36 protein-coding genes are annotated in these 25,614 nt (G+C 67.7%); 30 read left to right on the forward strand and 6 right to left on the reverse strand.

Translation table 11 applies throughout. The annotated features are described in order from the left end of the window. Nucleotides 1–108: 108 nt before the first annotated feature. The 4 genes from rpsL to tuf all read left to right on the forward strand — a co-directional run bounded on the left by rpsL (nucleotide 109) and on the right by tuf (nucleotide 4,457). Nucleotides 109–480: a 30S ribosomal protein S12 gene (gene rpsL / locus ACFYOU_RS19390; protein ID WP_007823146.1), complete on the forward strand. Its 372-nt coding sequence runs from the start codon at nucleotides 109–111 to the stop codon at nucleotides 478–480. A gap of 2 nt (nucleotides 481–482) precedes the next feature. Further along, nucleotides 483–953 carry a 30S ribosomal protein S7 gene (gene rpsG, locus ACFYOU_RS19395; RefSeq protein WP_073792897.1) on the forward strand — a complete coding sequence of 157 codons (471 nt, stop codon included), beginning with the start codon at nucleotides 483–485 and terminating at the stop codon, nucleotides 951–953. A 39-nt stretch (nucleotides 954–992) separates the two neighbouring features. Beyond that, nucleotides 993–3,113 (forward strand): elongation factor G, encoded by a 2,121-nt coding sequence (gene fusA / locus ACFYOU_RS19400; RefSeq protein WP_389771135.1) that lies wholly within the window; start codon nucleotides 993–995, stop codon nucleotides 3,111–3,113. 150 nt (nucleotides 3,114–3,263) lie between these two features. Next, complete coding sequence (gene tuf / locus ACFYOU_RS19405; RefSeq protein ID WP_385493632.1) at nucleotides 3,264–4,457, forward strand: elongation factor Tu; 1,194 nt, start codon at nucleotides 3,264–3,266, stop codon at nucleotides 4,455–4,457. Between the two features lie 119 nt (nucleotides 4,458–4,576). Here tuf and ACFYOU_RS19410 read toward each other — a convergent pair whose 3' ends face one another. Beyond that, on the reverse strand, nucleotides 4,577–6,037 hold the full coding sequence (locus ACFYOU_RS19410; RefSeq protein ID WP_391307055.1) for a DHA2 family efflux MFS transporter permease subunit: 1,461 nt from the start codon (nucleotides 6,035–6,037) through the stop codon (nucleotides 4,577–4,579). An 87-nt stretch (nucleotides 6,038–6,124) separates the two neighbouring features. Here ACFYOU_RS19410 and ACFYOU_RS19415 point away from each other — a divergent pair, with 87 nt between their 5' ends. After that, nucleotides 6,125–6,919, forward strand: a complete 795-nt coding sequence (locus ACFYOU_RS19415; protein ID WP_391307056.1) for a helix-turn-helix domain-containing protein — start codon at nucleotides 6,125–6,127, stop codon at nucleotides 6,917–6,919. 203 nt (nucleotides 6,920–7,122) lie between these two features. On the opposite strand, the gene ACFYOU_RS19420 is transcribed toward ACFYOU_RS19415, so the two are convergent. The 4 genes from ACFYOU_RS19420 to ACFYOU_RS19435 all read right to left on the reverse strand — a co-directional run bounded on the left by ACFYOU_RS19420 (nucleotide 7,123) and on the right by ACFYOU_RS19435 (nucleotide 10,720). After that, nucleotides 7,123–7,686: a helix-turn-helix domain-containing protein gene (locus tag ACFYOU_RS19420; RefSeq protein ID WP_391307057.1), complete on the reverse strand. Its 564-nt coding sequence runs from the start codon at nucleotides 7,684–7,686 to the stop codon at nucleotides 7,123–7,125. Between the two features lie 551 nt (nucleotides 7,687–8,237). Further along, nucleotides 8,238–9,146, reverse strand: a complete 909-nt coding sequence (locus tag ACFYOU_RS19425; RefSeq protein ID WP_391307059.1) for a hypothetical protein — start codon at nucleotides 9,144–9,146, stop codon at nucleotides 8,238–8,240. 98 nt (nucleotides 9,147–9,244) lie between these two features. Further along, nucleotides 9,245–9,664 (reverse strand): ATP-binding protein, encoded by a 420-nt coding sequence (locus tag ACFYOU_RS19430; RefSeq protein ID WP_391307061.1) that lies wholly within the window; start codon nucleotides 9,662–9,664, stop codon nucleotides 9,245–9,247. Between the two features lie 126 nt (nucleotides 9,665–9,790). Next, a complete protein-coding gene (locus tag ACFYOU_RS19435; RefSeq protein WP_391307063.1) occupies nucleotides 9,791–10,720 on the reverse strand; it encodes a class I SAM-dependent methyltransferase in 930 nt (309 codons plus the stop codon). A 219-nt stretch (nucleotides 10,721–10,939) separates the two neighbouring features. Here ACFYOU_RS19435 and ACFYOU_RS19440 point away from each other — a divergent pair, with 219 nt between their 5' ends. After that, nucleotides 10,940–11,497, forward strand: coding sequence for a hypothetical protein (locus ACFYOU_RS19440; RefSeq protein ID WP_391307064.1), 558 nt, complete (start codon nucleotides 10,940–10,942; stop codon nucleotides 11,495–11,497). 87 nt (nucleotides 11,498–11,584) lie between these two features. Next, nucleotides 11,585–12,142, forward strand: a complete 558-nt coding sequence (locus ACFYOU_RS19445; protein WP_391307066.1) for a hypothetical protein — start codon at nucleotides 11,585–11,587, stop codon at nucleotides 12,140–12,142. Here the strand turns inward: ACFYOU_RS19445 and ACFYOU_RS19450 are convergent. Then, complete coding sequence (locus ACFYOU_RS19450) at nucleotides 12,092–12,694, reverse strand: ATP phosphoribosyltransferase regulatory subunit (RefSeq protein WP_391307068.1); 603 nt, start codon at nucleotides 12,692–12,694, stop codon at nucleotides 12,092–12,094. The genes ACFYOU_RS19445 and ACFYOU_RS19450 overlap by 51 nt on opposite strands. 699 nt (nucleotides 12,695–13,393) lie before the next feature. On the opposite strand from ACFYOU_RS19450, the gene rpsJ reads away from it, so the two are divergent. From rpsJ to ACFYOU_RS19565, 23 genes are all read left to right on the forward strand, one after another. Next, on the forward strand, nucleotides 13,394–13,702 hold the full coding sequence (rpsJ, locus tag ACFYOU_RS19455) for a 30S ribosomal protein S10 (RefSeq protein ID WP_003948644.1): 309 nt from the start codon (nucleotides 13,394–13,396) through the stop codon (nucleotides 13,700–13,702). Nucleotides 13,703–13,719: 17 nt separating this feature from the next. Further along, the gene (rplC, locus tag ACFYOU_RS19460) at nucleotides 13,720–14,364 is read left to right on the forward strand and encodes a 50S ribosomal protein L3 (protein ID WP_385493616.1); all 645 of its coding nucleotides are present in this window, start codon (nucleotides 13,720–13,722) and stop codon (nucleotides 14,362–14,364) included. A 7-nt stretch (nucleotides 14,365–14,371) separates the two neighbouring features. Then, nucleotides 14,372–15,028, forward strand: a complete 657-nt coding sequence (rplD, locus tag ACFYOU_RS19465; protein ID WP_385493614.1) for a 50S ribosomal protein L4 — start codon at nucleotides 14,372–14,374, stop codon at nucleotides 15,026–15,028. Continuing rightward, on the forward strand, nucleotides 15,028–15,444 hold the full coding sequence (gene rplW, locus ACFYOU_RS19470; RefSeq protein WP_385493613.1) for a 50S ribosomal protein L23: 417 nt from the start codon (nucleotides 15,028–15,030) through the stop codon (nucleotides 15,442–15,444). The genes rplD and rplW overlap by 1 nt, the downstream gene beginning before the upstream one ends. 38 nt (nucleotides 15,445–15,482) lie before the next feature. Next, nucleotides 15,483–16,319, forward strand: a complete 837-nt coding sequence (rplB, locus tag ACFYOU_RS19475) for a 50S ribosomal protein L2 (RefSeq protein ID WP_385493612.1) — start codon at nucleotides 15,483–15,485, stop codon at nucleotides 16,317–16,319. Nucleotides 16,320–16,331: 12 nt separating this feature from the next. Beyond that, on the forward strand, nucleotides 16,332–16,613 hold the full coding sequence (gene rpsS, locus ACFYOU_RS19480) for a 30S ribosomal protein S19 (RefSeq protein WP_033528345.1): 282 nt from the start codon (nucleotides 16,332–16,334) through the stop codon (nucleotides 16,611–16,613). Between the two features lie 50 nt (nucleotides 16,614–16,663). Further along, a complete protein-coding gene (rplV, locus tag ACFYOU_RS19485) occupies nucleotides 16,664–17,011 on the forward strand; it encodes a 50S ribosomal protein L22 (protein WP_385493610.1) in 348 nt (115 codons plus the stop codon). Continuing rightward, nucleotides 17,011–17,859, forward strand: coding sequence for a 30S ribosomal protein S3 (gene rpsC / locus ACFYOU_RS19490; RefSeq protein WP_385493609.1), 849 nt, complete (start codon nucleotides 17,011–17,013; stop codon nucleotides 17,857–17,859). Before rplV ends, rpsC begins: the two co-directional genes overlap by 1 nt. Before the next feature lie 3 nt (nucleotides 17,860–17,862). After that, nucleotides 17,863–18,282 carry a 50S ribosomal protein L16 gene (rplP, locus tag ACFYOU_RS19495; RefSeq protein ID WP_033319640.1) on the forward strand — a complete coding sequence of 140 codons (420 nt, stop codon included), beginning with the start codon at nucleotides 17,863–17,865 and terminating at the stop codon, nucleotides 18,280–18,282. Continuing rightward, nucleotides 18,282–18,506, forward strand: coding sequence for a 50S ribosomal protein L29 (gene rpmC, locus ACFYOU_RS19500; RefSeq protein ID WP_059079052.1), 225 nt, complete (start codon nucleotides 18,282–18,284; stop codon nucleotides 18,504–18,506). Before rplP ends, rpmC begins: the two co-directional genes overlap by 1 nt. Beyond that, the gene (rpsQ, locus tag ACFYOU_RS19505; protein WP_073792871.1) at nucleotides 18,506–18,790 is read left to right on the forward strand and encodes a 30S ribosomal protein S17; all 285 of its coding nucleotides are present in this window, start codon (nucleotides 18,506–18,508) and stop codon (nucleotides 18,788–18,790) included. Before rpmC ends, rpsQ begins: the two co-directional genes overlap by 1 nt. 108 nt (nucleotides 18,791–18,898) lie before the next feature. After that, nucleotides 18,899–19,267, forward strand: coding sequence for a 50S ribosomal protein L14 (rplN, locus tag ACFYOU_RS19510; protein WP_003998823.1), 369 nt, complete (start codon nucleotides 18,899–18,901; stop codon nucleotides 19,265–19,267). A 2-nt stretch (nucleotides 19,268–19,269) separates the two neighbouring features. Further along, nucleotides 19,270–19,593 carry a 50S ribosomal protein L24 gene (rplX, locus tag ACFYOU_RS19515; protein ID WP_010036713.1) on the forward strand — a complete coding sequence of 108 codons (324 nt, stop codon included), beginning with the start codon at nucleotides 19,270–19,272 and terminating at the stop codon, nucleotides 19,591–19,593. Continuing rightward, the gene (gene rplE, locus ACFYOU_RS19520; protein WP_385493607.1) at nucleotides 19,593–20,150 is read left to right on the forward strand and encodes a 50S ribosomal protein L5; all 558 of its coding nucleotides are present in this window, start codon (nucleotides 19,593–19,595) and stop codon (nucleotides 20,148–20,150) included. The genes rplX and rplE overlap by 1 nt, the downstream gene beginning before the upstream one ends. Nucleotides 20,151–20,155: 5 nt before the next feature. Continuing rightward, nucleotides 20,156–20,341, forward strand: a complete 186-nt coding sequence (locus ACFYOU_RS19525) for a type Z 30S ribosomal protein S14 (RefSeq protein WP_003948630.1) — start codon at nucleotides 20,156–20,158, stop codon at nucleotides 20,339–20,341. Between the two features lie 238 nt (nucleotides 20,342–20,579). Continuing rightward, nucleotides 20,580–20,978 (forward strand): 30S ribosomal protein S8, encoded by a 399-nt coding sequence (gene rpsH, locus ACFYOU_RS19530; protein ID WP_043443042.1) that lies wholly within the window; start codon nucleotides 20,580–20,582, stop codon nucleotides 20,976–20,978. Between the two features lie 24 nt (nucleotides 20,979–21,002). Next, nucleotides 21,003–21,542, forward strand: a complete 540-nt coding sequence (gene rplF / locus ACFYOU_RS19535; protein ID WP_389771165.1) for a 50S ribosomal protein L6 — start codon at nucleotides 21,003–21,005, stop codon at nucleotides 21,540–21,542. 3 nt (nucleotides 21,543–21,545) lie between these two features. Next, nucleotides 21,546–21,929, forward strand: a complete 384-nt coding sequence (gene rplR, locus ACFYOU_RS19540) for a 50S ribosomal protein L18 (RefSeq protein ID WP_385493605.1) — start codon at nucleotides 21,546–21,548, stop codon at nucleotides 21,927–21,929. A 41-nt stretch (nucleotides 21,930–21,970) separates the two neighbouring features. Next, the gene (gene rpsE / locus ACFYOU_RS19545) at nucleotides 21,971–22,576 is read left to right on the forward strand and encodes a 30S ribosomal protein S5 (protein ID WP_016645168.1); all 606 of its coding nucleotides are present in this window, start codon (nucleotides 21,971–21,973) and stop codon (nucleotides 22,574–22,576) included. Next, nucleotides 22,576–22,758 carry a 50S ribosomal protein L30 gene (rpmD, locus tag ACFYOU_RS19550; RefSeq protein ID WP_385309879.1) on the forward strand — a complete coding sequence of 61 codons (183 nt, stop codon included), beginning with the start codon at nucleotides 22,576–22,578 and terminating at the stop codon, nucleotides 22,756–22,758. The genes rpsE and rpmD overlap by 1 nt, the downstream gene beginning before the upstream one ends. A 2-nt stretch (nucleotides 22,759–22,760) precedes the next feature. Further along, entirely contained in the window at nucleotides 22,761–23,216 is a 456-nt protein-coding gene (rplO, locus tag ACFYOU_RS19555; protein ID WP_385493604.1) for a 50S ribosomal protein L15, read from the forward strand. Between the two features lie 188 nt (nucleotides 23,217–23,404). Further along, nucleotides 23,405–24,718 carry a preprotein translocase subunit SecY gene (gene secY / locus ACFYOU_RS19560; RefSeq protein ID WP_389771169.1) on the forward strand — a complete coding sequence of 438 codons (1,314 nt, stop codon included), beginning with the start codon at nucleotides 23,405–23,407 and terminating at the stop codon, nucleotides 24,716–24,718. Further along, nucleotides 24,718–25,368 (forward strand): adenylate kinase, encoded by a 651-nt coding sequence (locus ACFYOU_RS19565; protein WP_391307075.1) that lies wholly within the window; start codon nucleotides 24,718–24,720, stop codon nucleotides 25,366–25,368. Before secY ends, ACFYOU_RS19565 begins: the two co-directional genes overlap by 1 nt. The last annotated feature ends 246 nt before the right edge of the window (nucleotides 25,369–25,614 follow it).

Genomic DNA, 25,614 nt, shown 5'->3' on the forward strand with positions numbered 1-25,614 from the left:
CCCTCCCGTCCCGAGTGGACGGAATCACGGCGTTCGACACACCCGACCGCGTGGGTCGGCGACGTTCCAGGTTAGCTTCATGATCGGCACACAGAAACCGGAGAAGTAGTGCCTACGATCCAGCAGCTGGTCCGTAAGGGCCGGCAGGACAAGGTCGAGAAGAACAAGACGCCCGCACTGGACGGTTCGCCCCAGCGCCGCGGCGTCTGCACGCGTGTGTTCACGACCACCCCGAAGAAGCCGAACTCGGCCCTCCGTAAGGTCGCGCGTGTGCGTCTGACCTCGGGCATCGAGGTCACGGCCTACATCCCGGGTGAGGGACACAACCTGCAGGAGCACTCCATCGTGCTCGTGCGTGGTGGCCGTGTGAAGGACCTGCCGGGTGTTCGCTACAAGATCATCCGTGGTTCCCTGGACACCCAGGGCGTCAAGAACCGCAAGCAGGCCCGCAGCCGCTACGGCGCCAAGAAGGAGAAGTAAGAATGCCTCGTAAGGGCCCCGCCCCGAAGCGCCCGGTCATCATCGACCCGGTCTACGGCTCTCCTCTGGTGACCTCCCTCATCAACAAGGTGCTGCTGAACGGCAAGCGCTCCACCGCCGAGCGGATCGTGTACGGCGCCATGGAGGGCCTGCGCGACAAGACCGGTAACGACCCGGTCATCACGCTCAAGCGCGCGCTGGAGAACATCAAGCCGACCCTGGAGGTCAAGTCCCGCCGTGTCGGTGGCGCGACCTACCAGGTTCCGATCGAGGTCAAGCCCGGTCGTGCCAACACCCTGGCGCTGCGCTGGCTCGTCGGCTACTCCCGCGCCCGCCGGGAGAAGACGATGACCGAGCGTCTCCTCAACGAGCTCCTCGACGCCTCGAACGGCCTCGGTGCCGCGGTGAAGAAGCGTGAGGACACGCACAAGATGGCCGAGTCCAACAAGGCCTTCGCGCACTACCGCTGGTAGTCGCTTACCCCATCGAGAACCGAGAGAAGACTGAGCCTTATGGCTACCACTTCGCTTGACCTGGCCAAGGTGCGCAACATCGGCATCATGGCTCACATCGACGCGGGCAAGACGACGACCACCGAGCGCATCCTGTACTACACCGGTGTCTCGTACAAGATCGGTGAGGTCCACGACGGTGCTGCCACCATGGACTGGATGGAGCAGGAGCAGGAGCGTGGCATCACGATCACCTCTGCTGCCACCACCTGTCACTGGCCGCTTGAGGACGTCGACCACACGATCAACATCATCGACACCCCGGGTCACGTGGACTTCACCGTCGAGGTAGAGCGCTCGCTGCGCGTCCTCGACGGTGCCGTGACGGTGTTCGACGGTGTTGCCGGTGTCGAGCCCCAGTCCGAGACCGTTTGGCGTCAGGCGGACCGCTACGGCGTTCCGCGCATCTGCTTCGTCAACAAGCTCGACCGCACGGGCGCCGAGTTCCACCGCTGCGTCGACATGATCGTGGACCGCCTCGGCGCCACCCCGATCGTCATGCAGCTCCCGATCGGTGCCGAGGCCGACTTCCAGGGTGTCGTGGACCTGGTCCGCATGAAGGCCTTCGTGTGGTCCGCCGAGACCGCGCTCGGTGAGGCTTACGACGTCGTCGAGATCCCCGAGACCCACGTCGAGGCCGCGGCCGAGTGGCGCGGCAAGCTGCTGGAGACCGTCGCCGAGAACGACGACGCCATGATGGAGCTGTACCTGGAGGGCACCGAGCCCACCGAGGAGCAGCTCTACGCGGCCGTCCGTCGCATCACGATCGCCTCCGGCAAGGGTGAGGGCACCACCATCACCCCCGTGTTCTGCGGTACCGCGTTCAAGAACAAGGGCGTCCAGCCCCTGCTCGACGCGGTCGTGCGCTACCTCCCGTCCCCGCTGGACATCGAGGCCATCGAAGGCCAGTCGGTGTCCAACCCGGACGAGATCATCAAGCGCAAGCCCTCCGAGGACGAGCCGCTGGCCGCCCTGGCGTTCAAGATCGCGAGCGACCCGCACCTCGGCAAGCTCACGTTCGTCCGGGTGTACTCCGGCCGCATGGAGTCGGGTTCTCAGGTGCAGAACTCGGTCAAGGGCCGCAAGGAGCGCATCGGCAAGATCTACCGGATGCACGCGAACAAGCGTGAGGAGATCGAGTCGGTGGGCGCCGGTGACATCGTCGCCGTCATGGGTCTGAAGCAGACCACCACCGGTGAGACCCTCGCCGACCCGGCGAACCCGGTCATCCTGGAGTCCATGGACTTCCCGGCCCCGGTCATCGAGGTCGCGATCGAGCCGAAGTCCAAGGGCGACCAGGAGAAGCTGGGTGTCGCCATCCAGCGCCTGGCCGAGGAAGACCCGTCCTTCCGTGTGAAGACCAACGAGGAGACGGGCCAGACCATCATCGCCGGCATGGGCGAGCTGCACCTCGACGTGCTGGTCGACCGCATGCGCCGCGAGTTCAAGGTCGAGGCCAACGTCGGCAAGCCGCAGGTGGCCTACCGCGAGACCCTGCGCAAGCAGGTCGAGCGCCTCGACTACACCCACAAGAAGCAGACCGGTGGCTCCGGTCAGTTCGCGAAGGTGCAGATCGCACTGGAGCCGCTTGAGGGCGACGGCTACGAGTTCGTCAACAAGGTCACCGGTGGCCGCATCCCGCGGGAGTACATCCCGTCCGTGGACGCCGGCTGCCAGGAGGCCATGGAGTTCGGCGTGCTCGCCGGCTACCCGCTCACGGGTGTCCGGGTCATCCTGCTCGACGGTGCCTACCACGAGGTCGACTCCTCCGAGATGGCCTTCAAGATCGCCGGTTCGATGGCCTTCAAGGAGGCCGCCCGCAAGGCCAGCCCGGCCCTGCTCGAACCGATGATGAAGGTCGAGGTGACGACGCCCGAGGACTACATGGGTGACGTCATCGGTGACATCAACTCCCGTCGCGGTCAGATCCAGTCGATGGAAGACCGCCACGGTGCCAAGCTCGTCACGGGCCTGGTCCCGCTGTCGGAGATGTTCGGCTACGTCGGCGACCTCCGCAGCAAGACGTCGGGTCGCGCGAGCTACTCGATGCAGTTCGACTCCTACGCCGAGGTTCCGCGGAACGTCGCCGAGGAGATCATCGCGAAGGCCAAGGGCGAGTAACTCAACCGAGTACACGCTTTAGGCTTGACTCCGGAGCCACCGGGGCACCCGCCACAGCCATGGCGGGTGCCCCCGGCCCCGGGCTTTCCAGCAAAGATCACCTGGCGCCGATGAAGTAAGGCGTACAGAACCACTCCCAGGAGGACCCCAGTGGCGAAGGCGAAGTTCGAGCGGACTAAGCCGCACGTCAACATCGGCACCATCGGTCACATCGACCACGGTAAGACGACCCTCACGGCCGCCATTACCAAGGTGCTGCACGACGCGTACCCGGACCTGAACGAGGCCTCGGCCTTCGACCAGATCGACAAGGCGCCCGAGGAGCGCCAGCGCGGTATCACCATCTCGATCGCGCACGTCGAGTACCAGACCGAGACGCGTCACTACGCCCACGTTGACTGCCCCGGTCACGCGGACTACATCAAGAACATGATCACGGGTGCCGCGCAGATGGACGGCGCCATCCTCGTGGTCGCCGCCACCGACGGCCCGATGCCGCAGACCAAGGAGCACGTGCTCCTGGCCCGCCAGGTCGGCGTTCCGTACATCGTCGTCGCCCTGAACAAGGCCGACATGGTGGACGACGAGGAGATCCTGGAGCTCGTCGAGCTCGAGGTCCGCGAGCTGCTCTCCGAGTACGAGTTCCCGGGCGACGACCTGCCGGTCGTCAAGGTCTCGGCGCTCAAGGCCCTTGAGGGCGACAAGGAGTGGGGCCAGACCGTCCTCGACCTGATGAAGGCCGTCGACGAGTCCATCCCGCAGCCCGAGCGTGACGTCGACAAGCCGTTCCTGATGCCGATCGAGGACGTCTTCACGATCACCGGTCGTGGCACCGTCGTCACCGGTCGTATCGAGCGTGGCATCCTCAAGGTCAACGAGACCGTCGACATCGTCGGCATCAAGACCGAGAAGACCACCACCACGGTCACCGGCATCGAGATGTTCCGCAAGCTGCTCGACGAGGGCCAGGCCGGTGAGAACGTCGGTCTGCTGCTCCGCGGCATCAAGCGCGAGGACGTCGAGCGCGGCCAGGTCATCATCAAGCCGGGCTCGGTCACTCCGCACACCGAGTTCGAGGCGCAGGCGTACATCCTGTCGAAGGACGAGGGTGGCCGTCACACCCCGTTCTTCAACAACTACCGCCCGCAGTTCTACTTCCGTACGACGGACGTGACCGGCGTCGTGACCCTCCCCGAGGGCACCGAGATGGTCATGCCGGGCGACAACACCCAGATGACGGTGTCGCTCATCCAGCCCGTCGCCATGGAAGAGGGCCTGAAGTTCGCCATCCGTGAGGGTGGCCGGACCGTCGGCGCCGGCCAGGTCGTCAAGATCAACAAGTGACCTGACGCGCGTCAGCGCATGCGCGGAGGACCCGTACGACCCGAGTGGTCGTACGGGTCCTCTGTTTTTCCGGAGCGCTCGGGCACGTCTTCCGGAGCGTCCGTGCGGGGCGCGCCCGGTTACGTACGGTCCTCCTCGTGCGCCGGGGCGTCCCGCAGCAGGGCGCCGATCAGCACGGCACCGAGCACCAGGATCCCCGCGGCCACCGTCAGGGCGAAGGAGAAGCCGTCCGTCGTCGCGGCCCCCGTACTCCCCTCGCCACCGTGCCGTGCGGCCAGCGCCACCAGCACCGCCAGCCCCACGGCGCCCCCGACCTGCTGCACGGAGCTCAGGACGGCCGAGCCGAGGCCGGCGTCCTCCTCGGTGGTGCCGCTGAGCGCGGCGACGGTCAGCGCGGGCAGGCTCAGCCCGCACCCGAGGCTGGTGACCAGCATCCCGGGCAGCACCCCCGGGGCGTACGCGTCGTCCGGCCCCATCCCGGACAGCAGCAGCAACCCGCCCGCGGTGATCAGGAACGACACCACCAGCGCGGGCCGCACCCCGAGGCGGACCACCGCCCGGGCGGACAGCCACATGCCCAGCAGGATGCCGCCGCCGAACGGCAGGTACGCGATCCCGGCGGCGAGGGGTTCGTAGCCCAGCACGGTCTGGAGGTGCAGCATCAGCAGGAAGGCCATCGCGTACAGGGCGGCGGAGAACAGCAGGGTCGCCCCGTTGGCCACGGCACGGAAGCGGAACGACAGGAACGACAGCGGCACCAGGGGCGCGGCGGCCCGTGCCTCGCACACCACGAACGCCACGGCCAGCACCGCCGCCAGCACCAGCGGGGCCACCGCGGTCGGATCGCCCCAGCCCGACTCCCCGGCCCGGAGCAGCCCGTAGACCAGCGACACCACGGCGCCGGTGCCCAGCACCGCGCCGGGCACGTCCAGGCGCACCGCCCGCTCGGCCCGGCTCTCGGGCACCAGCCGCGGCAGCAGCAGTACGGCCGCGAGGGCCACCGGCAGGTTGACCAGGAAGATCCAGCGCCAGGACGCGAGGCCGGTCAGCGCCCCGGAGACCACCAGGCCCATGGTGCCGCCGAGCCCCGCGATCCCGCCCCAGATGCCGAACGCCCTGGCCCGTTCCGCCGGCCCCGGGTACAGCAGCGCGATCAACGCCAGGGCGGCCGGGCTGGCCATCGCCGCCCCCGCGCCCTGGACGAACCGTCCGGTCACCAGTTGCCAGGGCTCCTGGGCGAGCCCGCAGACCAGGCTCGCCGCGCCGAACAGGGCGACGCCCGTCAGGAACACGCGCCGGCGGCCCAGCAGGTCGGCCATCCGCCCGAACAGCAGCAGCAGTCCGCCGAAGGCGACGAAGTACGCATTGACCACCCAGGCCAGCCCCGCGGTGCTGAACCCGAGCTCGTCGCGGAGGCTGGGGAGCGCCACGCTGACCACGTTGTCGTCCAGGACGAGCATGAACTGCACGCAGCACAGCACGAGCAGGGCGGTGCCGCGGCGGGCGGGCGGCCCGGTGGCGCCGAGATCGCTACGGGTGCCGGCGTCGCCACGGGTGCCCGTGGAGTCGTTGATCGTCATGCCCACGACGCTACGGAGCGGGCCACGGTGGCCGCGATGCGTTACGGGGCCAGGTGGTAGCGCCTTGGGGACATACCCTGGGACGGTATGAGCGAAGACGTGTTCGGGACCGTTCCCGTCGGGGTGGGCGCCATCGTCGTCGGGCACTTCCCCCTGGTGTCGGGGGAGTGGTTCGTCCCGCACCGCCACCCGCACCACCACCAACTCGCGTGGGCGCGGCGCGGGGTGCTCGGCGTCGCCGTGGACGACACCTCGTGGGTGCTGCCCCGCACCCGGGCGCTATGGCTCCCCGCGGGGGTACTGCACCGCACCGGCGCCACGCGGGACGCGGTGATGTGCAGCCTCTACTTCGTACGGGAGCGGTGCGCGCTCGACTGGACGGAACCGACCGCGGTCGGCGTCGACGGACTGTTGGCCCAGCTGATGGTCTACCTCTCCCGGGACGACCTGTCCGACGACGCCAGGCTGCGGGGCGAGGCCGTCGTCCTGGACCTGCTGCACCCGCTGCCCGTCACCCCCGTCGACGTGCCGGTCCCGACCGACGACCGGGTGCGCGCGGTGGCCGGCGCGCTGCTGGAAGATCCGGCGGACCCGCGCGGCCTGGAGGCCCACGCCCGGGCCGTCGGGGTGAGCCGGCGCACCCTGTCCCGGCTGTTCGTCCGGGACACCGGCATGGCCTTCGACCGCTGGCGCACCCATGCGCGCCTGCGTGCCGCGCTGCCCCTGCTCGCCGAGGGGCAACCGGTCTCCCGGGTCGCGCACGCCGTCGGGTACGCGACCCCGAGCGCCTTCCTCGCAGCCTTCCGCCGCACGGTCGGCACGTCGCCGGGTCGCTACTTGAACGGGACGTCTTCGGGGGACGGGGTCGGGGGCGGGGAGTAGGTCCGCGGTCCCGGAGCGGCAGTGCGGGCAGCGGCCCGGTTCGGGGGCGCGGAAGGCGCGGTCGCAGTCCTCGCAGTTCTGGAGCGGGGGCGGTGCCGGGGGACCGGCGCGGTGTCGGGGGAGGGGCGGGGGCAACAGGGCCGCGAGACGGTACGCGACGAATCCGCCCGGGTGGTGGAGCCGTTCCGCGGGCAGCCCGGTGGTCAGGGCGGTGCGGACGGCGTCGGGGTGCGTGCCGCGTCGGGGTGCGTGCCGCGTTCCAGCCAGGTCGCGACGGCCGGGGCGAGCCGTCGTACGTCCCGCTGCGCGAGGGCGAGCCGCGGGTCCGCGGTGCGTAGGCCAGCCAACAGCTCGGCTGCCTGGTCGTGCAGGTGCGGGGCGTGGGTGGTGGGGGAGGGGAGTGGGGGCGGCGGTGGCCGTTCGGTCGGAGCGGCGGGTGCGCTGGGTGCCGTGGGCTTCGGCGCGGGCGGTGGGGTGACCTCCGGCGCGGGCTCCGGTGCGGTACGGGCCGCCGTCGGGTCCTCGTACACGTAGGTGAGCGTCACCCAGGTGCCGTTGGGGAGGTTCTTGCGCACCCGTTCCAGGTAGCCGTGCTTCTCCAACTCGCGCAGCGCCGAAGCGATGCGGTCGCGGCCCTCGGGGAGGCGGGCGGCGAGGCTGCGGATGTCCGCGGGGCTGCCGTCCGGCAGCGACAGCAGGTGCGCCGCGAGCCCGATCGCGGTGCACGACAGGGTTCGGTGCCGGGTGAGGTGGTGCCCCAGGTGCACGCCCTCACGCGATCGGGCGGCGGGGACTTTGGCGATTCCGTGTGGGGTTTCCGGAATGCGCGGTGTGGGTGCGGGGAGGGCATTAAGCTTCATGTCAGCCATCGGGAAAGGTGTTGCTTTCTCGTGTGGTGAGGCCCTCGTTCGGGATGCCAGTCCCGGCCGGGGGCCGACGCATGTAGGGATGTATGTGCGCCGTGCGGTCGTTTCGTCGAGTGGCCGTGTGGCCGCGTGATGGTGTGGTCGCTTGGCCGTTCGGTCGAAGGAACCCTCTCCGAAAATCGGACCCGACGCGAACTTCTCACCGACCTGTCACCCGGACGAGCGACGCGGGGGCGGGTTGTTGTCCGGCGGGGTGGGGTGGGTAGGAATCCTCCTCCAACTGACCTCAGCCATGGGGGGGTTAGCGCCCGCTCCGCCGAAGGCCGGGGAGCCGGCCTCCGGCGGTGGATGAGTACGGTCGCTCGCCCCCTGAACCTCGAAGGGCCCGTACGACCAGTGGTCGTACGGGCCCTGCCGTGGGCGTTGCCGGGTTCGGGCGCCCGGGGTAGGAGCTACGCGTCCTCGCTGGATGTTGTCGCCCGGGGCGGCTCGTCCACGAACAGGTCATCCACGGCGGTGGCGGTGAGCGCCCTTTCCAACCACTGGATGAGCGTGTCCTCGTCGGTGGTGGAGGTGATCCGCTCCCGGACTCCGTCCGGGAGGGTGAGGCCCCGCATCCCTAGGATGTCGATGATGGTCACGGCCCGACCGTCGGTCCTGCCTTTGAGATAGGACTCTTCGACGATCGTCCCGCGGCCGGGGAAGTACGTGCCTACGCTCATCATGTTCCTCCAGGTGTTCCGGGCCTGGGTGTCGCCCAGTCCGAGTTCCAGTAGTTCGCTGAAGTACTCGGCGGTGTCCAGCTCGACGGAGCCGAGAGCAGTAGCCAGTGCATCCAGTATCGGGGTGATGTCCCGATCCTTGCCATGAGTCATGGCCGCGAAGGTGGCGAGTGCCAGATTCCTCGCGGCCTCGGCAGCGCTGGTGATGACCGGCGCGTTGTCGGGGCCGATGACCAGTGGGTGGGTGCTGAGGGCCGTCCAGCCTTCGATGCCCGTTCTGAACGGGCCCGTCGCCCATTTCGCGGTCGCCCGGTCCCGGCACACCACCAGGAGGAGCGCGGGCAGGTCGTACTTGGCGTGTAGGAACGCCAGGTAGTAAGTCCAGCTCGCGGCCTTCTCCGGATCCCGTCTGCCCTGAGCTTCGATGGCCAGCAGGAACTTGGTGCCGTCCGATGATTCGATCCTCAGGACGCTGTCGACTCGGCGTTCCAGAGGTCGGAATTCGGTTGCGTCACCTGTCAGGACCTCAACGTCGGATTTCTCGGGCAGGGGCACGCCGAGTACACGGAAGACCGGGCTCAGTAGCTCGGGACGTTCCTGGAAGATGCGGTGAGCGGCCTCGTGAGAGGAAGTGACCATGATCCGGAGCATAAAGAGATCGCTTAATGCCAGGTGATTGTTCGATCATCGTTCAGTAATTCGAGCGAATGGGCGGCTCGGATTGACGAACGGGCCCGTCACTCGCTGGGGAGGAACATCTCCGCCCACACCGTTTTGCCTGGTGGAGGGCCCGACGTGACACCCCAGTGGTCCGCCAGGGCCTCCACCAGCAGGAGCCCCCGCCCCGACTCGGCATCCTCGTCCGGCTCCCGGGTTCCCGGCACCCGGTGACCCGCGGTGTCGGAGACCTCGATCCGCAGGGCCGACGCCGTGACCGTGAGGGCGAGACGGAAGCCCTGGCGGTCGCTGCTCCCGTGCAGCGCCGCGTTCGCCGCCGGTTCGGCCACGACGAGCGGGGCGCCGTCGAGGGAGAGGCCCCAGGAACGGAGTCGACTCTCCGCAAGTAGCCGGGCGAGCCGTGCCCCCACCCGGGTGGACGACAGCTCGGCCTCGAAGGCCCGCACGGGGCCGGGGAGTTCAGAGGCTTCTCGGTTCACGTCCCTCAATGTCGCCACTTCCGCCCGCCCTGTTGAGCGATACGACGCTTGCGTGCGGTGACTGTCCGGTCTGCGCGCGGCGGTGTCCCGGCTGTACGGGGGGCGGGCGGAAGGACATGGGGCGCGTCAGCCTTGGTGGCGCCACCAGAAGGAACCGGGGTCGAAGTGCCGGGTGACCCCGAGCCGCTGCCAGAGCGGCCGGAGGATCCCGCTCAGTTCCGGATCGCCGTGGATGAAGGCGTTCGGCAACTGGACGTCGAACCGCTCCGGCGCCGCCGTCAGCATCGCCGCCAACAGGTACTGCTCGGAGTACAGCCGCCACCGCCAGGACTCCGGGTAGTCCCCCGGAAGCATGATGTCGTGCACCTGGATCAGCACGCCGGGCTTCAGCCGGGGCAGCAGCTCGAAGAAGAAGACCATGACGTCCGACCCCATGTGGAGCCGGTGCGAACCGTCGAGGAAGACGATGTCGCCCGCCTCCAACTCCTCGAACACCGCGTGGCTCGCGTCCTGGAGCGGCACCCGGACCACCTCGTCGCAGAGGTGGTCGATGGTGGCCCTGGGCTGCGGGTCGATCGACGTGACCCGGGTCTTCAGACCGAGGTCCGTGACGGCCCGGCGCACGAACTTGGTGGAGTTGCCGGACCCGATCTCCAGGTAGCGGGCCGGCTGGTGCTCGGCGAGCATGCCGTACAGCCCGAGCGCGTCCAGTGGCGACAGCCAGGTGTTGCCCCAGTACGGGGTGGACCCCCGTTCCCTCCCCTCGACGGGGATGCGCGCGAGGTGGTCGGCGTGGGCCAGGAACCCGGTCAGCCGCTGTGCGTACGCCTCGCGGCCCGCCTCCAACACCTCCCGCACCGGACCGAGTTCGGCGCGGGGCCGGGGGGTGACCACATGGTCCAGGAAGACCGGCTTGAGGTGACCGCTGGCCCACAACGCCAATCCGTAGGCGGTGGGGTTGCGCTCCAGCCGTTCGAGTCCGCGCTGTAAGACGGGGAATCGTTCGAGCAGGGTGGGGGCGGGCTCACGGACGGGGGTCGGAGTCTGTGCGCGCAAGGGAGAGGTTGCCTTTCGGTCGGTGGGGGCCGGCAAGGACGTGCTCTGTGTCGTACGCGTGCGTCGGTCGTCCGATCGGGTCCGGCGGGCCGTCGATCTCCGGACCCGGGAATCCTTTCCCCGAACGGATCATGGATATCCCCGAGGTTGACGTCCGGGGCCGGCGCCCCGCCCCCGGCCGTCCGGTCGATGTCAGTGCTGCTGGCTACCGTTCCGTGCATGACCAAGTGGATCGACCGGGGCGTCATGGCATGGATCGAGGACCGGTACCTCGACGACGAGTCCGTCCTCGTGTTCTTCAAGGGCACCCGGCTGGCGGCGATGACCGAGGGGCTGGTCGCACAGCACCGCCCGCCGCTCGCTCACGGCGACGACGCGGAGCCCGGCGGCTGGGGCGCGATCGTCCACCACCTGCACGACCCGGAACGCAACGACTTCGACCCCATCGACCACCGCAAGCTGTGTCCCCGGGGCGCCCAGCTGATGGTGTTCATACCCAACCCGTGCCTGGCGAAGGCCCACGGCCCCAAGGCGTACCACTACGAGGACGGCCGGATCTCCTCCTGCATCGACTACGAGGACCCGGACCACGTCGGGGAGTACTGGCCCAACGAAATGGCTCCCCTCATCGCCGCGGCCGGGCTGGGCAACGAGCACGAGCGCGAGCGCGAGTACGACGACCACGACGACCACGACGAGCGGCTGACCCGGCTGATCTGCGACCACCTGGGGCTGCCCGCGCTACACCGCGAAGCCTTCACGGTGACCGCGAGCTGATCCCCGAGCACCACGTGCGCTGCTGCGTCGAGGCGGGTGTTCCTGCACGTCCCCGGTCCGCGATGATGGCTGCCGGACGGGGGCGAGATGACTCAACTGCTGCGCGGAGCGCTTCGGAAGGAACGGGCCACGGCACCGTCGTCGGTCTCGATGGCCGTGCTGTGCGTGGAGGGCTCGGGCCTGCTTCTGGCGCTGCCGCTCTTCGGCGTGACACCGGGGGCGAGGTCCGTGTTCGTCCTGCCCCTGCTGGTACTGGCGTTGCTCTTCAGCGGCGCACTGGTCTCTGCCGCGTTCGTACTGCCTTCCGTCGCCCTCGGTCACTGGCTGGGAGCGCGGCGGGGCAGCGGACCGCGCTGGTGGTGGCCCATGACCGCAGCCGCGCTGCTCCTCGTAGGGGGTTCGTTGCCGTTGGCCGCGGCAGCCTACGGGCGAGGCCCCGGTGTCGGTTCGTGGCGGGACGCCCTCGACTGGTTGCTGTACGCGTCAGCCTTCTACGTCATCTGCACACCGGCAGCGCTGGCCGCGCACGGCGCGGTGGTGCGTACGGACGCGGGGCGCCGGGTGTGGTCCGTCGGCCAGATCCTCGGATACGGGTCACTCGTACTGCTCGTGGAGTCGGTGGTGGTCCTGGCGGCGATCGGCTGAACCCGCCTGCTGTCGATGCCTGTTCCTCGCGAGGGAGCCGCCGCAGGCGGGGGAGTCCTTGCCGCCGAGTCGACCGATGAGCCCGTCGAAGGTGATTCCGGAGCGGAACTCGGGTACGCCCAGCGCTTCCAGGGCGTCGTGCAGGGCGAGGACGACCTCGGCGTCCGACAGCGGCGACGACGATCCGACGATGTCCAGGTCGCACTGGACGAACTCGCGGAACCGCCCCTTGCCGGGCCGGTCCGCCCGCCGCACCGGAGCGATGGCGTACCGCTTGTACGGCGAGGGGAGCTGGCTGCCGCGGGCCGCCGCCGCGCGGGCCAGGGGAACGGTCAGGTCGTACCGGAGGGCGAGGCCGGCCTCTCCGGTGGCCTCGTGTTCACCGCGGCGGAGGATCTCGACGGGAACGTGAGACTTGAGAACTAGATGGTGGGCCTCGGCCTCCCCCTCGCCTTCGCACTGGTTCCGATCACTGGATGCGCCATGATCGATTCCGGAAAGTCCGAATCCCGAGTTCCTTCCGCGGGGACGATGAGCGGTCGAGGACGCCACACGTGAAACCCGCCGGGTCGCCAGTGACCTGCTGGACCTCCTGGAGGTCAAGGGCAAGGTGGCGGAGCCCGGTCCCCGGTGAGTGAGTGTGCCGACCACGACGAGCGAAGGTTCAGCGTGCAGGTGGTTCGCCTGGCGAAGAACGAGCCGTAGTCGCTCAGCGTGACGGTGGTCTCCGGGTGCTACCGGGTTCCGACGGGAGAGAAGGGCGACAGGTTCTGAACGGAGCGGCCCCCGGCGCCTGGCCGGGTTGACCGTCACCGGAGACGACCTCGCGTAGGGAGTGTGTAGCCCAGAGTGGCCTGGGGTACGCTCTACGGCTCGATTGGCCAGGGTCACACCCCGTATGGCAGACTGTCGGGGTTGCTCGGTTGAGTATCGATGCTGCACGCCTCCCGCCGGGAGGACCGGAAGCGAGTCCCACAGTACTCGTCGCCCTTATCTGCCGTGAGGCAGCGCTGGGGCGGACGTACGGGAATCTTTCGGGAAGTGTGAGCGGGGTACCAGCCAGGCACCCGGCGGGTGTTTCATCCCCGGCCCGCGGTCTGTGACCGCGATCCCCTCGCAGGGACGTCCCCCCAAGGGACATTCATGTCAGCGGGACCGCGACACGCCCGACCGCGTGGGTCGGCGGAGGGAACCGGAACGGCTCTCCGGGTACCAGAGCGTTTCCCCATAGAACAGGACTACGAAGTAGCCATGGCGGGACAGAAGATCCGCATCCGGCTCAAGGCCTACGACCACGAGGTCATCGACTCTTCGGCGAAGAAGATCGTCGAGACGGTGACTCGCACTGGTGCGTCGGTCGCGGGCCCGGTGCCGCTTCCCACTGAGAAGAACGTGTACTGCGTCATCAAGTCGCCGCACAAGTACAAGGACTCGCGCGAGCACTTCGAGATGCGCACGCACAAGCGCCTGATCGACATCCTCGACCCGACGCCCAAGACCGTTGACTCTCTGATGCGACTCGACCTTCCGGCCGGCGTCGACATCGAGATCAAGCTCTGAGGGGTCGGTGTAACGAGATGACCAAGCAGATCAAGGGCATCCTGGGCGAGAAGCTCGGCATGACCCAGGTCTGGGACGAGAACAACCGTGTCGTCCCGGTGACCGTGGTCAAGGCCGGACCCTGCGTCGTGACCCAGGTCCGTACGAATGACGTCGACGGCTACGAGTCGGTCCAGATCGCCTTCGGCGAGATCGACCCGCGCAAGGTGAACAAGCCCCTCAAGGGCCACTTCACCAAGGCCGACGTCACCCCCCGCCGCCACCTCGTCGAGATCCGTACCGCTGACGCCAGCGAGTACGTCCTCGGCCAGGAGCTCACTGCCGAGACCTTCGAGTCGGGCGTCAAGGTTGACGTCACCGGCAAGAGCAAGGGCAAGGGCTTCGCCGGTGTCATGAAGCGCCACAACTTCCGGGGCCTCGGCGCCGGACACGGCACCCAGCGCAAGCACCGCTCGCCCGGCTCCATCGGTGGCTGCGCCACCCCGGGTCGCGTGTTCAAGGGCCTGCGCATGGCGGGCCGCATGGGCAACGAGCGGGTCACCACCCAGAACCTGACCGTCCACGCCGTTGACGCGGAGAAGGGCCTGCTCCTCATCAAGGGCGCGGTTCCTGGTCCGAACGGCGGCCTCGTCCTGGTCCGCACTGCGGCCAAGGGGGCCTGAGGTAACGATGAGCACCATTGACATCCTTTCGCCCGCGGGCGACAAGGCCGGGACCGTCGAACTCCCCTCGGAGATCTTCGACGCGAAGGTCAGCATTCCGCTGATCCACCAGGTCGTCGTCGCTCAGCTGGCCGCTGCCCGCCAGGGCACGCACAAGACGAAGACGCGCGGCGAGGTCCGCGGCGGTGGCCGCAAGCCGTACCGCCAGAAGGGCACCGGCCGCGCCCGCCAGGGTTCGACCCGCGCTCCGCAGTTCGCCGGTGGTGGCGTCGTGCACGGTCCCGTGCCGCGTGACTACTCGCAGCGGACCCCGAAGAAGATGAAGGCCGCCGCCCTGCGCGGTGCCCTCACCGACCGGGCCCGCAACAACCGCATCCACGTCGTCACCGGCGTGATCGAGGGCGACAACCCCTCCACGAAGGCCGCCCGGACGCTGTTCGGCAAGATCAGCGAGCGCAAGAACGTGCTCCTGGTCGTCGACCGTGCCGACGAGGCCGCGTGGCTGTCCGCCCGCAACCTGCCCCAGGTTCACCTCCTGGAGCCGGGCCAGCTGAACACGTACGACGTGATCCGCTCCGAGGACGTGGTCTTCACCCAGGCCGCCTTCGAGTCCTTCGTGTCCGGCCCCGCCACGGCCACTGAGACCGAAGGGAGTGACGCCTGATGGCCACGCGTCACCCGAGCATCGCCCCCAAGGCGGCCAAGGCCGCCAAGGCCGCGCGCATCGCCAAGGCGAAGCGTCACGCCACCGAGGGCAAGAACACCGTCGAGACCCCGCTGAGCAAGTCGTTCACGGACCCCCGTGACGTGCTGATCAAGCCGGTCGTCTCGGAGAAGAGCTACGCGCTGCTCGACGAGAACAAGTACACGTTCGTCGTTGACACGCGGGCCAACAAGACCCAGATCAAGCAGGCCGTCCAGGCGGTCTTCGAGGTCAAGGTCACCGGGGTCAACACGATCAACCGCCAGGGCAAGCGCAAGCGCACCCGCACCGGTTTCGGCAAGCGCGCGGACACCAAGCGCGCCATCGTGACCCTCGCCGAGGGCGACCGTATCGACATCTTCGGCCAGGCCTCCTAACGGAGCGCCCTGGTCCGATATCGGACGAGGACTGAGAAATGGGTATCCGCAAGTACAAGCCGACGACTCCGGGCCGTCGTGGCTCCAGCGTCGCCGACTTCGTCGAGATCACGCGGTCCACGCCGGAGAAGTCGCTGGTCCGCCCCCTGCACAGCAAGGGCGGCCGTAACAACGCCGGTCGTGTGACCGTTCGCCACCAGGGTGGCGGACACAAGCGCGCCTACCGCGTCATCGACTTCCGTCGGCACGACAAGGACGGCGTGCCGGCGAAGGTCGCGCACATCGAGTACGACCCCAACCGCACCGCGCGCATCGCGCTGCTGCACTACGCGGACGGCGAGAAGCGTTACATCCTCGCCCCCCGCAACCTGTCGCAGGGCGACCGCGTCGAGAACGGTCCCGGGGCCGACATCAAGCCGGGCAACAACCTTGCCCTGCGCAACATCCCGGTCGGTACCACGATCCACGCGATCGAGCTGCGTCCGGGCGGCGGCGCCAAGTTCGCCCGCTCCGCCGGTGCCTCCGTGCAGCTGCTGGCGAAGGAGGGCGCTATGGCCCACCTCCGCATGCCGTCCGGAGAGATCCGCCTGGTCGACGTGCGCTGCCGCGCCACCGTCGGCGAGGTCGGCAACGCCGAGCAGTCGAACATCAACTGGGGCAAGGCCGGCCGCAAGCGCTGGTTGGGCGTTCGTCCGACCGTCCGCGGTGTGGCGATGAACCCGGTTGACCACCCGCACGGTGGTGGTGAGGGCAAGACCTCCGGTGGTCGCCACCCGGTCTCCCCGTGGGGTCAGAAGGAGGGTCGTACTCGCTCGCCCAAGAAGGCGTCGAGCAAGTACATCGTCCGCCGCCGCAAGACGAACAAGAAGCGCTAGGAGCGGGTTCAGATGCCGCGCAGTCTCAAGAAGGGGCCCTTCGTCGACGACCACCTGATCAAGAAGGTGGACGCCCAGAACGAAGCCGGCACCAAGAACGTCATCAAGACCTGGTCCCGTCGCTCGATGATCATCCCGGCCATGCTCGGCCACACGATCGCGGTGCACAACGGCAAGACCCACATCCCGGTGTTCGTCACCGAGTCGATGGTCGGCCACAAGCTCGGCGAGTTCTCGCCGACGCGCACCTTCCGGGGTCACGTCAAGGACGACCGGAAGTCGAAGCGCCGCTAACAGCGGGTGACCGACCTATGACGAACGTGTCAGACACTGAAGGGACAACCATGGAAGCCAGGGCCCAGGCGCGGTACATCCGCGTCACGCCCATGAAGGCCCGCCGAGTGGTGGACCTGATCCGTGGCATGGACGCCACGGAGGCTCAGGCGGTCCTGCGTTTCGCCCCGCAGGCCGCGAGTGCGCCGGTGGGCAAGGTGCTGGACAGCGCCATTGCCAACGCCGCGCACAACTACGACCACACGGACGCCACTTCGCTCGTCGTGAGCGAAGCGTACGTCGACGAGGGCCCGACCCTGAAGCGGTTCCGTCCGCGTGCCCAGGGCCGTGCCTACCGGATCCGCAAGCGGACCAGCCACATCACCGTGGTCGTCAGCAGCAAGGAAGGAACCCGGTAATGGGCCAGAAGGTTAACCCGCATGGGTTCCGGCTCGGCATCACCACGGACTTCAAGTCCCGTTGGTACGCCGACAAGCTGTACAAGGACTACGTCAAGGAAGACGTCGCCATCCGTCGGATGATGACGTCCGGCATGGAGCGCGCCGGCATCTCGAAGGTGGAGATCGAGCGCACCCGTGACCGCGTCCGCGTCGACATCCACACCGCGCGTCCGGGCATCGTCATCGGCCGCCGCGGCGCCGAGGCCGACCGTATCCGCGGCGACCTGGAGAAGCTGACCGGCAAGCAGGTCCAGCTGAACATCCTTGAGGTCAAGAACCCGGAGACGGACGCTCAGCTGGTGGCCCAGGCCGTCGCCGAGCAGCTGTCCTCCCGCGTCTCCTTCCGCCGTGCCATGCGCAAGAGCATGCAGTCGGCGATGAAGGCGGGCGCCAAGGGCATCAAGATCCAGTGCGGTGGCCGTCTCGGCGGCGCCGAGATGTCCCGCTCGGAGTTCTACCGCGAGGGCCGCGTGCCCCTGCACACGCTCCGTGCGAACGTGGACTACGGCTTCTTCGAGGCCAAGACCACCTTCGGTCGCATCGGCGTCAAGGTGTGGATCTACAAGGGCGACGTCAAGAACATCGCCGAGGTCCGCGCCGAGAACGCCGCCGCCCGTGCCGGCAACCGCCCGGCCCGTGGCGGTGCCGACCGTCCCGCCGGTGGCCGTGGTGGCCGCGGTGGCGAGCGCGGCGGCCGTGGCCGTCGGCCGCAGCAGCAGTCCGGTGGGGCTGCCGAGGCTCCCAAGGCCGAGGCTCCCGCCGAGACCGCCGCTCCGGCCGCTGAGAGCACCGGAACGGAGGGCTGACCCATGCTGATCCCCCGTAGGGTCAAGCACCGCAAGCAGCACCACCCCAAGCGGCGTGGTCAGGCCAAGGGCGGGACGACGGTCGCGTTCGGCGAGTACGGCATCCAGGCGCTTACTCCGGCCTACGTGACGAACCGTCAGATCGAGGCCGCTCGTATCGCGATGACCCGTCACATCAAGCGTGGCGGCAAGGTCTGGATCAACATCTACCCGGACCGTCCGCTGACGAAGAAGCCCGCCGAGACCCGCATGGGTTCCGGTAAGGGTTCGCCCGAGTGGTGGGTCGCGAACGTTCACCCCGGCCGGGTGATGTTCGAGCTGTCCTACCCGAACGAGAAGATTGCGCGTGAGGCGCTTACCCGCGCTGCTCACAAGCTTCCGATGAAGTGCCGCATTGTCCGGCGCGAGGCAGGTGAAGCGTGATGTCGGCCGGTACCAAGGCGTCCGAGCTGCGCGAGCTGGGCAACGAGGAGCTCCTCAACAAGCTCCGCGAGGCCAAGGAAGAGCTGTTCAACCTCCGCTTCCAGGCGGCGACGGGCCAGCTCGAGAACCACGGCCGGCTCAAGGCCGTCCGCAAGGACATCGCCCGGATCTACACCCTCATGCGTGAGCGTGAGCTCGGCATCGAGACGGTGGAGAACGCCTGATGAGCGAGAAGAACGTGACTGAAGAGAACGCCGCCCGCGGCTTCCGCAAGACCCGTGAGGGTCTTGTCGTCAGCGACAAGATGGACAAGACCGTCGTCGTCGCCGTCGAGGACCGCGTGAAGCACGCCCTGTACGGCAAGGTCATCCGCCGTACGAACAAGCTCAAGGCGCACGACGAGCAGAACGCCGCGGGTGTCGGCGACCGTGTCCTCCTGATGGAGACCCGGCCGCTGTCCGCGACGAAGCGCTGGCGCATCGTCGAGATCCTCGAGAAGGCCAAGTAAACAACTCGTCGGGGGTAACCCCACGAGTACCGTTCCGCCAGGCTCGGCGAGCTCCGTGAAACGACTTACGGAGCTCGCCGGGAACCGGCAGACAAACAGGAGATAGACGTGATCCAGCAGGAGTCGCGACTGCGCGTCGCCGACAACACGGGCGCGAAGGAAATCCTTTGCATTCGTGTTCTCGGTGGCTCGGGTCGTCGCTACGCGGGCATCGGTGACGTCATCGTCGCCACCGTCAAGGACGCGATCCCCGGTGGCAACGTGAAGAAGGGTGACGTCGTCAAGGCCGTCATCGTTCGCACCGTCAAGGAGCGCCGCCGTCCCGACGGCTCGTACATTCGCTTCGACGAGAACGCCGCCGTCATTCTGAAGAACGACGGCGACCCCCGCGGCACCCGTATCTTCGGCCCGGTCGGCCGTGAGCTGCGCGAGAAGAAGTTCATGAAGATCATCTCGCTCGCGCCGGAGGTGCTGTAAGCATGAAGATCAAGAAGGGCGACCTGGTACAGGTCATCACCGGTAAGGACAAGGGCAAGCAGGGCAAGGTCATCGCGGCCTTCCCCCGCGAGGACCGCGTCCTGGTCGAGGGTGTCAACCGGGTCAAGAAGCACACCAAGGCCGGTCCGACGGCCCGCGGCTCCCAGGCCGGCGGCATCGTGACCACCGAGGCCCCGATTCACGTGAGCAACGTTCAGCTCGTCGTGGAGAAGGACGGCAAGAAGGTCGTCACCCGCGTCGGGTACCGCTTCGACGACGAGGGCAACAAGATCCGCGTTGCCAAGCGGACGGGTGAGGACATCTGATGACGACCACCACCATCCCGCGTCTCAAGACGAAGTACCGCGAGGAGATCATCGGCAAGCTGCGTGAGGAGTTCTCGCACGAGAACGTCATGCAGGTGCCGGGCCTCGTCAAGATCGTGGTCAACATGGGTGTGGGCGACGCCGCCCGCGACTCCAAGCTGATCGAGGGTGCCATCAAGGACCTCACCACGATCACCGGTCAGAAGCCCGCCGTGACCAAGGCCCGCAAGTCCATCGCGCAGTTCAAGCTGCGCGAGGGCCAGCCGATCGGCGCCCACGTCACCCTCCGCGGTGACCGCATGTGGGAGTTCCTGGACCGCACCCTGTCGCTCGCGCTCCCGCGCATCCGCGACTTCCGTGGCCTGTCGCCGAAGCAGTTCGACGGCCGCGGCAACTACACCTTCGGTCTCACGGAGCAGGTCATGTTCCACGAGATCGACCAGGACAAGATCGACCGCGTCCGGGGTATGGACATCACCGTGGTCACCACGGCGACCAACGACGCTGAGGGCCGCGCGCTCCTCCGTCACCTCGGCTTCCCCTTCAAGGAGGCGTGAGCGAGATGGCGAAGAAGGCTCTGATTGCCAAGGCCGCCCGCAAGCCCAAGTTCGGTGTGCGTGGCTACACGCGCTGCCAGCGCTGCGGTCGTCCGCACTCCGTCTACCGCAAGTTCGGCCTCTGCCGCGTGTGCCTTCGTGAGATGGCTCACCGCGGCGAGCTGCCGGGCGTGACCAAGAGCAGCTGGTAGTTCCCCCTTCGGGGAACGACCGGACGCTCTCGGTAGGCATAGGGCAGGCAGGGGCCCGGCCCTCCATGGCTTAGGCTAGGAGGGTTGGGCGTCTGCCGCCCGTACACACGCGGGCCTCACGGCCCGCTGACAACGCTTACTACGCCGTAGGTCCCCGCGCCGCACCCGTCCCGCCCCTGTGTGGGGAGAGGGATGGCGCATACAGGAAACCCCGGCGAGAGAGGCCGAAGGCCAATTCATGACCATGACTGATCCGATCGCAGACATGCTGACGCGTCTGCGTAACGCGAACTCGGCGTACCACGACTCCGTGGGCATGCCGCACAGCAAGATCAAGTCTCACATCGCGGAGATCCTCCAGCAGGAGGGCTTCATCACGGGCTGGAAGGTCGAGGACGCCGAGGTCGGCAAGAACCTCGTCCTGGAGCTGAAGTTCGGCCCCAACCGTGAGCGCTCCATCGCGGGCATCAAGCGGATCTCCAAGCCCGGACTCCGGGTGTACGCGAAGTCCACCAACCTGCCGAAGGTGCTCGGCGGCCTGGGCGTGGCCATCATCTCCACGTCGCACGGGCTCCTCACCGACAAGCAGGCCGGCAAGAAGGGCGTGGGTGGGGAAGTCCTCGCCTACGTCTGGTAGCGGAAGGGAACGGAGGAAACAGCTATGTCGCGTATTGGCAAGCTCCCCATCACGGTTCCCGCCGGCGTGGACGTCACCATCGACGGTCCCACGGTTCAGGTGAAGGGCCCCAAGGGTTCCCTGACCCACACCGTTGTGGCCCCGATCGCGATCGAAAAGGGCGAAGACGGCACCCTCCAGGTGACCCGCCCCAACGATGAGCGGCAGAACAAGGCCCTCCACGGCCTGTCCCGCACGCTGGTGGCGAACATGATCACCGGCGTGACCGAGGGCTACGTGAAGAAGCTCGAAATCAGCGGTGTCGGTTACCGCGTCCAGGCGAAGGGCTCCAACTTGGAGTTCGCGCTGGGATACAGCCACCCGATCACGGTCGAGGCGCCCGAGGGCATCACCTTCAAGGTGGAGTCCCCGACCCGTCTCTCGGTCGAGGGCATCGACAAGCAGAAGGTCGGCGAGGTCGCGGCCAACATCCGCAAGCTTCGCAAGCCCGACCCGTACAAGGCCAAGGGTGTCAAGTACGAGGGCGAAGTCATCCGCCGCAAGGTCGGAAAGGCGGGTAAGTAAGCCATGGCATACGGAACGAAGATCGCCAAGGGCGACGCCTACAAGCGCGCCGCGATCAAGCGCCGTCACATCCGGATTCGCAAGAAGGTCTCCGGTACGGCCGAGCGTCCTCGCCTGGTCGTGACGCGCTCGAACCGCCACATCATCGCTCAGGTCATCGACGACCTCAAGGGTCACACCCTTGCGTCCGCGTCGACCCTGGACACCAGCATTCGTGGTGGCGAGGGTGACAAGTCGGCGCAGGCCAAGCAGGTCGGTTCCCTGGTCGCCGAGCGCGCCAAGGCCGCCGGCGTTGAGACCGTCGTGTTCGACCGCGGCGGCAACCAGTACGCCGGGCGCATCGCCGCCCTGGCCGACGCCGCCCGCGAGGCCGGGCTGAAGTTCTAGCCAGCCCTCGTAGCTAGCGGAAACAGAGAGAGGTAATTCCAATGGCTGGACCCCAGCGCCGCGGTGGCGGTGCCGGTGGCGGCGAGCGGCGGGACCGGAAGGGCCGTGACGGCGGCGCAGCTGCCGCCGAGAAGACCGCGTACGTTGAGCGCGTCGTCGCGATCAACCGCGTCGCCAAGGTTGTGAAGGGTGGTCGTCGCTTCAGCTTCACCGCGCTGGTCGTGGTGGGCGATGGTGACGGCACCGTGGGTGTCGGATACGGCAAGGCCAAGGAGGTGCCGGCCGCCATCGCCAAGGGTGTTGAGGAGGCCAAGAAGCACTTCTTCAAGGTCCCCCGCATCCAGGGCACCATCCCCCACCCGATCCAGGGCGAGAAGGCTGCGGGCGTCGTCCTGCTCAAGCCTGCTTCCCCCGGTACGGGCGTTATCGCCGGTGGCCCGGTGCGCGCGGTGCTCGAGTGCGCCGGCGTCCACGACATCCTGTCGAAGTCGCTCGGCTCCGACAACGCGATCAACATCGTGCACGCCACCGTGGCGGCCCTCAAGGGCCTCCAGCGTCCCGAGGAGATCGCGGCCCGCCGCGGTCTGCCCCTCGAGGACGTGGCCCCCGCGGCCCTGCTGCGTGCACGTGCGGGAGCGGGTGCGTAATGGCTCGCCTCAAGATCACGCAGACGAAGTCGTACATCGGTAGCAAGCAGAACCACCGTGACACCCTGCGTTCGCTCGGGCTCAAGCGCCTGAACGACGTGGTCGTCAAGGATGATCGTCCCGAGTTCCGCGGCATGGTGCACACCGTCCGCCACCTCGTGACGGTCGAGGAGGTCGACTGATCATGGCGGAGCAGAACCCGCTGCGGCTCCACAACCTCCGTCCCGCCCCCGGCGCCAAGACCACGAAGACCCGTGTCGGTCGTGGTGAAGCGTCGAAGGGTAAGACGGCCGGTCGTGGTACCAAGGGCACCAAGGCCCGTTACCAGGTTCCGGAGCGCTTCGAGGGTGGGCAGATGCCCCTCCACATGCGTCTCCCGAAGCTCAAGGGCTTCAAGAACCCCTTCCGGACCGAGTACCAGGTCGTGAACCTGGACAAGCTCGCCGCCCTCTACCCCGAGGGTGGGGAGGTCACCGTTGCCGACCTGGTCGCCAAGGGTGCCGTTCGCAAGAACAGTCTCGTCAAGGTCCTCGGACAGGGCGAGGTCTCCGTGGCGCTGACGGTGACGGTTGACGCCGTCTCCGGATCCGCCAAGGAGAAGATCACCGCTGCCGGCGGTACCGTCACCGAGCTCGTCTGAGCCACGATGACCTGATCGATCCCGACCGGGGATACCCCACAAAAGGGGTATCCCCGGTTGGTCGTTCCAAGGGGCGTGCGGTCGCCGGTAAGGTGGCGAGCGTTGTTGTCTATCTGTTCCTTACCCATACGTCGAAACCTCAAGACCGTCACCTCTGACGCACGTGCGCGGGGGTCGCAGGAGGCACCGTGCTCAGCGCGTTCTCCCGGGCGTTCAAGACGCCCGACCTGCGCAAGAAGCTGCTCTTCACGCTCGGCATCATCGTGATCTACCGGATTGGTACACACGTGCCAATTCCCGGCGTCAACTACGAGAATGTCCAGTTCTGTGTAGACCAGGCCAAATCCAGCCAGGGTCTGTTCGGACTGGTCAATATGCTCAGTGGCGGCGCGCTGCTGCAGATCACGGTCTTCGCGCTTGGCATCATGCCGTACATCACGGCGAGCATCATCCTCCAGCTGCTGACGGTGGTCATCCCGCGGCTGGAAGCCCTCAAGAAGGAGGGCCAGGCCGGTACGGCGAAGATCACGCAGTACACCCGTTACCTGACGATGGCTCTGGCCGTCCTCCAGGGCACCGGACTCGTCGCCACCGCGCGCACCGGCACCCTGTTCCAAGGCTGTTCCATGGCCGGCGAGATCGTGCCCGACCAGTCCATCTTCGTCACCGTCACGATGGTCATCGTGATGACCGCCGGTACGGCCGTCGTCATGTGGCTCGGTGAGCTCATCACCGACCGCGGCATCGGCAACGGCATGTCGATCCTCATGTTCATCTCGATCGCCGCGACCTTCCCCGGGGCGCTGTGGACGATCAAGGAGCAGGGCAAGCTGGCCGACGGCTGGATCGAGTTCGGCGTCGTCATCCTGGTCGGCCTGGTGATGGTGGCCCTCGTGGTCTTCGTCGAACAGGCCCAACGCCGCATCCCGGTGCAGTACGCGAAGCGGATGATCGGCCGCCGGTCCTACGGCGGCACCTCCACATACATTCCGCTGAAGGTCAACCAGGCGGGTGTGATCCCGGTCATCTTCGCCTCGTCACTGCTGTACATCCCGGCACTCGTGGCCCAGTTCGCGGGCGGCACGTCGGGCTGGAAGACCTGGATCGAGCGGAACCTCGCGGAGATGGACTCTCCGATGTACATCACCACGTACTTCCTGCTGATCGTCTTCTTCGCCTTCTTCTATGTCGCGATCTCGTTTAACCCCGAGGAAGTCGCGGACAACATGAAGAAGTATGGTGGCTTCATCCCGGGCATCCGGGCTGGCCGACCGACCGCTGAGTATCTGAGCTACGTACTCAACCGGATCACCTGGCCGGGTTCGCTGTATCTGGGGCTGATCGCTCTGGTGCCAACAATGGCGTTGGCGGGCTTCGGTGCCAATCAGAACTTCCCGTTCGGTGGCACCAGCATCCTGATCATCGTCGGCGTGGGTCTGGAGACGGTGAAGCAGATCGAGAGCCAGCTCCAGCAGCGCAATTACGAAGGGTTCCTCCGCTGATGCGAATCGTCCTCGTCGGGCCGCCCGGTGCGGGCAAGGGTACGCAGGCCGCGTTCCTCGCCAAGAACCTGTCGATCCCGCACATCTCCACGGGCGACCTCTTCCGTGCCAACATCAGCCAGGGCACGGAGCTCGGCAAGCAGGCCAAGTCGTACATGGACGCGGGCAACCTGGTTCCGGACGAAGTCACCATCGGGATGGCCAAGGACCGCATGGAGCAGCCGGACGCCGAACGCGGCTTCCTGCTGGACGGGTTCCCGCGGAACGTCTCGCAGGCCGAGGCGCTGGACGAGACCCTCGCGGCCGAGTCCATGAAGCTGGACGCGGTCCTGGACCTTGAGGTCCCCGAGGACGAGGTGGTCAAGCGGATCGCCGGGCGGCGCATCTGCCGCAAGGACTCCAGCCACGTCTTCCACGTGACGTACAAGCAGCCCGCGACCGAGGGCGTCTGCGACGTCTGCGGCGGGGAGTTGTACCAGCGCGAGGACGACAGCGAAGCGACCGTGCGCAAGCGGCTGGAGGTCTACCACACGCAGACCGAGCCGATCATCGACTACTACCGGGAGCAGGGGTTGGTCGTGACCATCTCCGCGCTCGGGAAGGTTGAGGAGGTCACTGCGCGGGCGATGTCCGCGTTGACCTCGCGGTAATGCGTTGACGTTTGCTCCGTCCGGGCCCCGGTGCGGGAACCCTCCCAGGTTCCCCCGCCGGGGCCCGTTCCGTGCGGGTGCGCTGTGGTTGCCCGCGCAGTTCCCCGCGCCCCTTCGGTACGTTCACCTGGCGGTGCGCTGCTCGGCTCGGGTGCGCGGTGCCATTCGCGCAGTTCCCCGCGCCCCTGAAGGGGCGCTCCTTCCCGCCGCCGTCGTCCGCAGGTCGTGCCCCGACAGGGGCGCGGG

Source organism: Streptomyces sp. NPDC005955, assembly GCF_042871255.1.
In the GTDB taxonomy this organism is placed as follows: Bacteria; Actinomycetota; Actinomycetes; order Streptomycetales; family Streptomycetaceae; genus Streptomyces.

Bases quoted from the DNA above. Each gene is read 5' to 3' on its own strand.
- rpsH (WP_043443042.1), top strand. From the start codon at position 20,580: ATGACCATGACTGATCCGATCGCAGACATGCTGACGCGTCTGCGTAAC.
- fusA (WP_389771135.1), top strand. From the start codon at position 993: ATGGCTACCACTTCGCTTGACCTGGCCAAGGTGCGCAACATCGGCATC.
- rplB (WP_385493612.1), top strand. From the start codon at position 15,483: ATGGGTATCCGCAAGTACAAGCCGACGACTCCGGGCCGTCGTGGCTCC.
- rpmD (WP_385309879.1), top strand. From the start codon at position 22,576: ATGGCTCGCCTCAAGATCACGCAGACGAAGTCGTACATCGGTAGCAAG.
- rplW (WP_385493613.1), top strand. From the start codon at position 15,028: ATGGCCACGCGTCACCCGAGCATCGCCCCCAAGGCGGCCAAGGCCGCC.
- ACFYOU_RS19440 (WP_391307064.1), top strand. From the start codon at position 10,940: ATGACCAAGTGGATCGACCGGGGCGTCATGGCATGGATCGAGGACCGG.
- rplP (WP_033319640.1), top strand. From the start codon at position 17,863: ATGCTGATCCCCCGTAGGGTCAAGCACCGCAAGCAGCACCACCCCAAG.
- rplX (WP_010036713.1), top strand. From the start codon at position 19,270: ATGAAGATCAAGAAGGGCGACCTGGTACAGGTCATCACCGGTAAGGAC.
- ACFYOU_RS19445 (WP_391307066.1), top strand. From the start codon at position 11,585: ATGACTCAACTGCTGCGCGGAGCGCTTCGGAAGGAACGGGCCACGGCA.
- ACFYOU_RS19415 (WP_391307056.1), top strand. From the start codon at position 6,125: ATGAGCGAAGACGTGTTCGGGACCGTTCCCGTCGGGGTGGGCGCCATC.
- rplD (WP_385493614.1), top strand. From the start codon at position 14,372: ATGAGCACCATTGACATCCTTTCGCCCGCGGGCGACAAGGCCGGGACC.
- rplV (WP_385493610.1), top strand. From the start codon at position 16,664: ATGGAAGCCAGGGCCCAGGCGCGGTACATCCGCGTCACGCCCATGAAG.
- rpsE (WP_016645168.1), top strand. From the start codon at position 21,971: ATGGCTGGACCCCAGCGCCGCGGTGGCGGTGCCGGTGGCGGCGAGCGG.
- ACFYOU_RS19410 (WP_391307055.1), bottom strand. From the start codon at position 6,037: ATGACGATCAACGACTCCACGGGCACCCGTGGCGACGCCGGCACCCGT.
- ACFYOU_RS19425 (WP_391307059.1), bottom strand. From the start codon at position 9,146: ATGGTCACTTCCTCTCACGAGGCCGCTCACCGCATCTTCCAGGAACGT.
- rpsS (WP_033528345.1), top strand. From the start codon at position 16,332: ATGCCGCGCAGTCTCAAGAAGGGGCCCTTCGTCGACGACCACCTGATC.
- rplC (WP_385493616.1), top strand. From the start codon at position 13,720: ATGACCAAGCAGATCAAGGGCATCCTGGGCGAGAAGCTCGGCATGACC.
- rpsQ (WP_073792871.1), top strand. From the start codon at position 18,506: ATGAGCGAGAAGAACGTGACTGAAGAGAACGCCGCCCGCGGCTTCCGC.
- rpsJ (WP_003948644.1), top strand. From the start codon at position 13,394: ATGGCGGGACAGAAGATCCGCATCCGGCTCAAGGCCTACGACCACGAG.
- rplF (WP_389771165.1), top strand. From the start codon at position 21,003: ATGTCGCGTATTGGCAAGCTCCCCATCACGGTTCCCGCCGGCGTGGAC.
- ACFYOU_RS19525 (WP_003948630.1), top strand. From the start codon at position 20,156: ATGGCGAAGAAGGCTCTGATTGCCAAGGCCGCCCGCAAGCCCAAGTTC.
- rpsC (WP_385493609.1), top strand. From the start codon at position 17,011: ATGGGCCAGAAGGTTAACCCGCATGGGTTCCGGCTCGGCATCACCACG.
- rplR (WP_385493605.1), top strand. From the start codon at position 21,546: ATGGCATACGGAACGAAGATCGCCAAGGGCGACGCCTACAAGCGCGCC.
- rpmC (WP_059079052.1), top strand. From the start codon at position 18,282: ATGTCGGCCGGTACCAAGGCGTCCGAGCTGCGCGAGCTGGGCAACGAG.
- rplO (WP_385493604.1), top strand. From the start codon at position 22,761: ATGGCGGAGCAGAACCCGCTGCGGCTCCACAACCTCCGTCCCGCCCCC.
- rplE (WP_385493607.1), top strand. From the start codon at position 19,593: ATGACGACCACCACCATCCCGCGTCTCAAGACGAAGTACCGCGAGGAG.
- rpsG (WP_073792897.1), top strand. From the start codon at position 483: ATGCCTCGTAAGGGCCCCGCCCCGAAGCGCCCGGTCATCATCGACCCG.
- ACFYOU_RS19565 (WP_391307075.1), top strand. From the start codon at position 24,718: ATGCGAATCGTCCTCGTCGGGCCGCCCGGTGCGGGCAAGGGTACGCAG.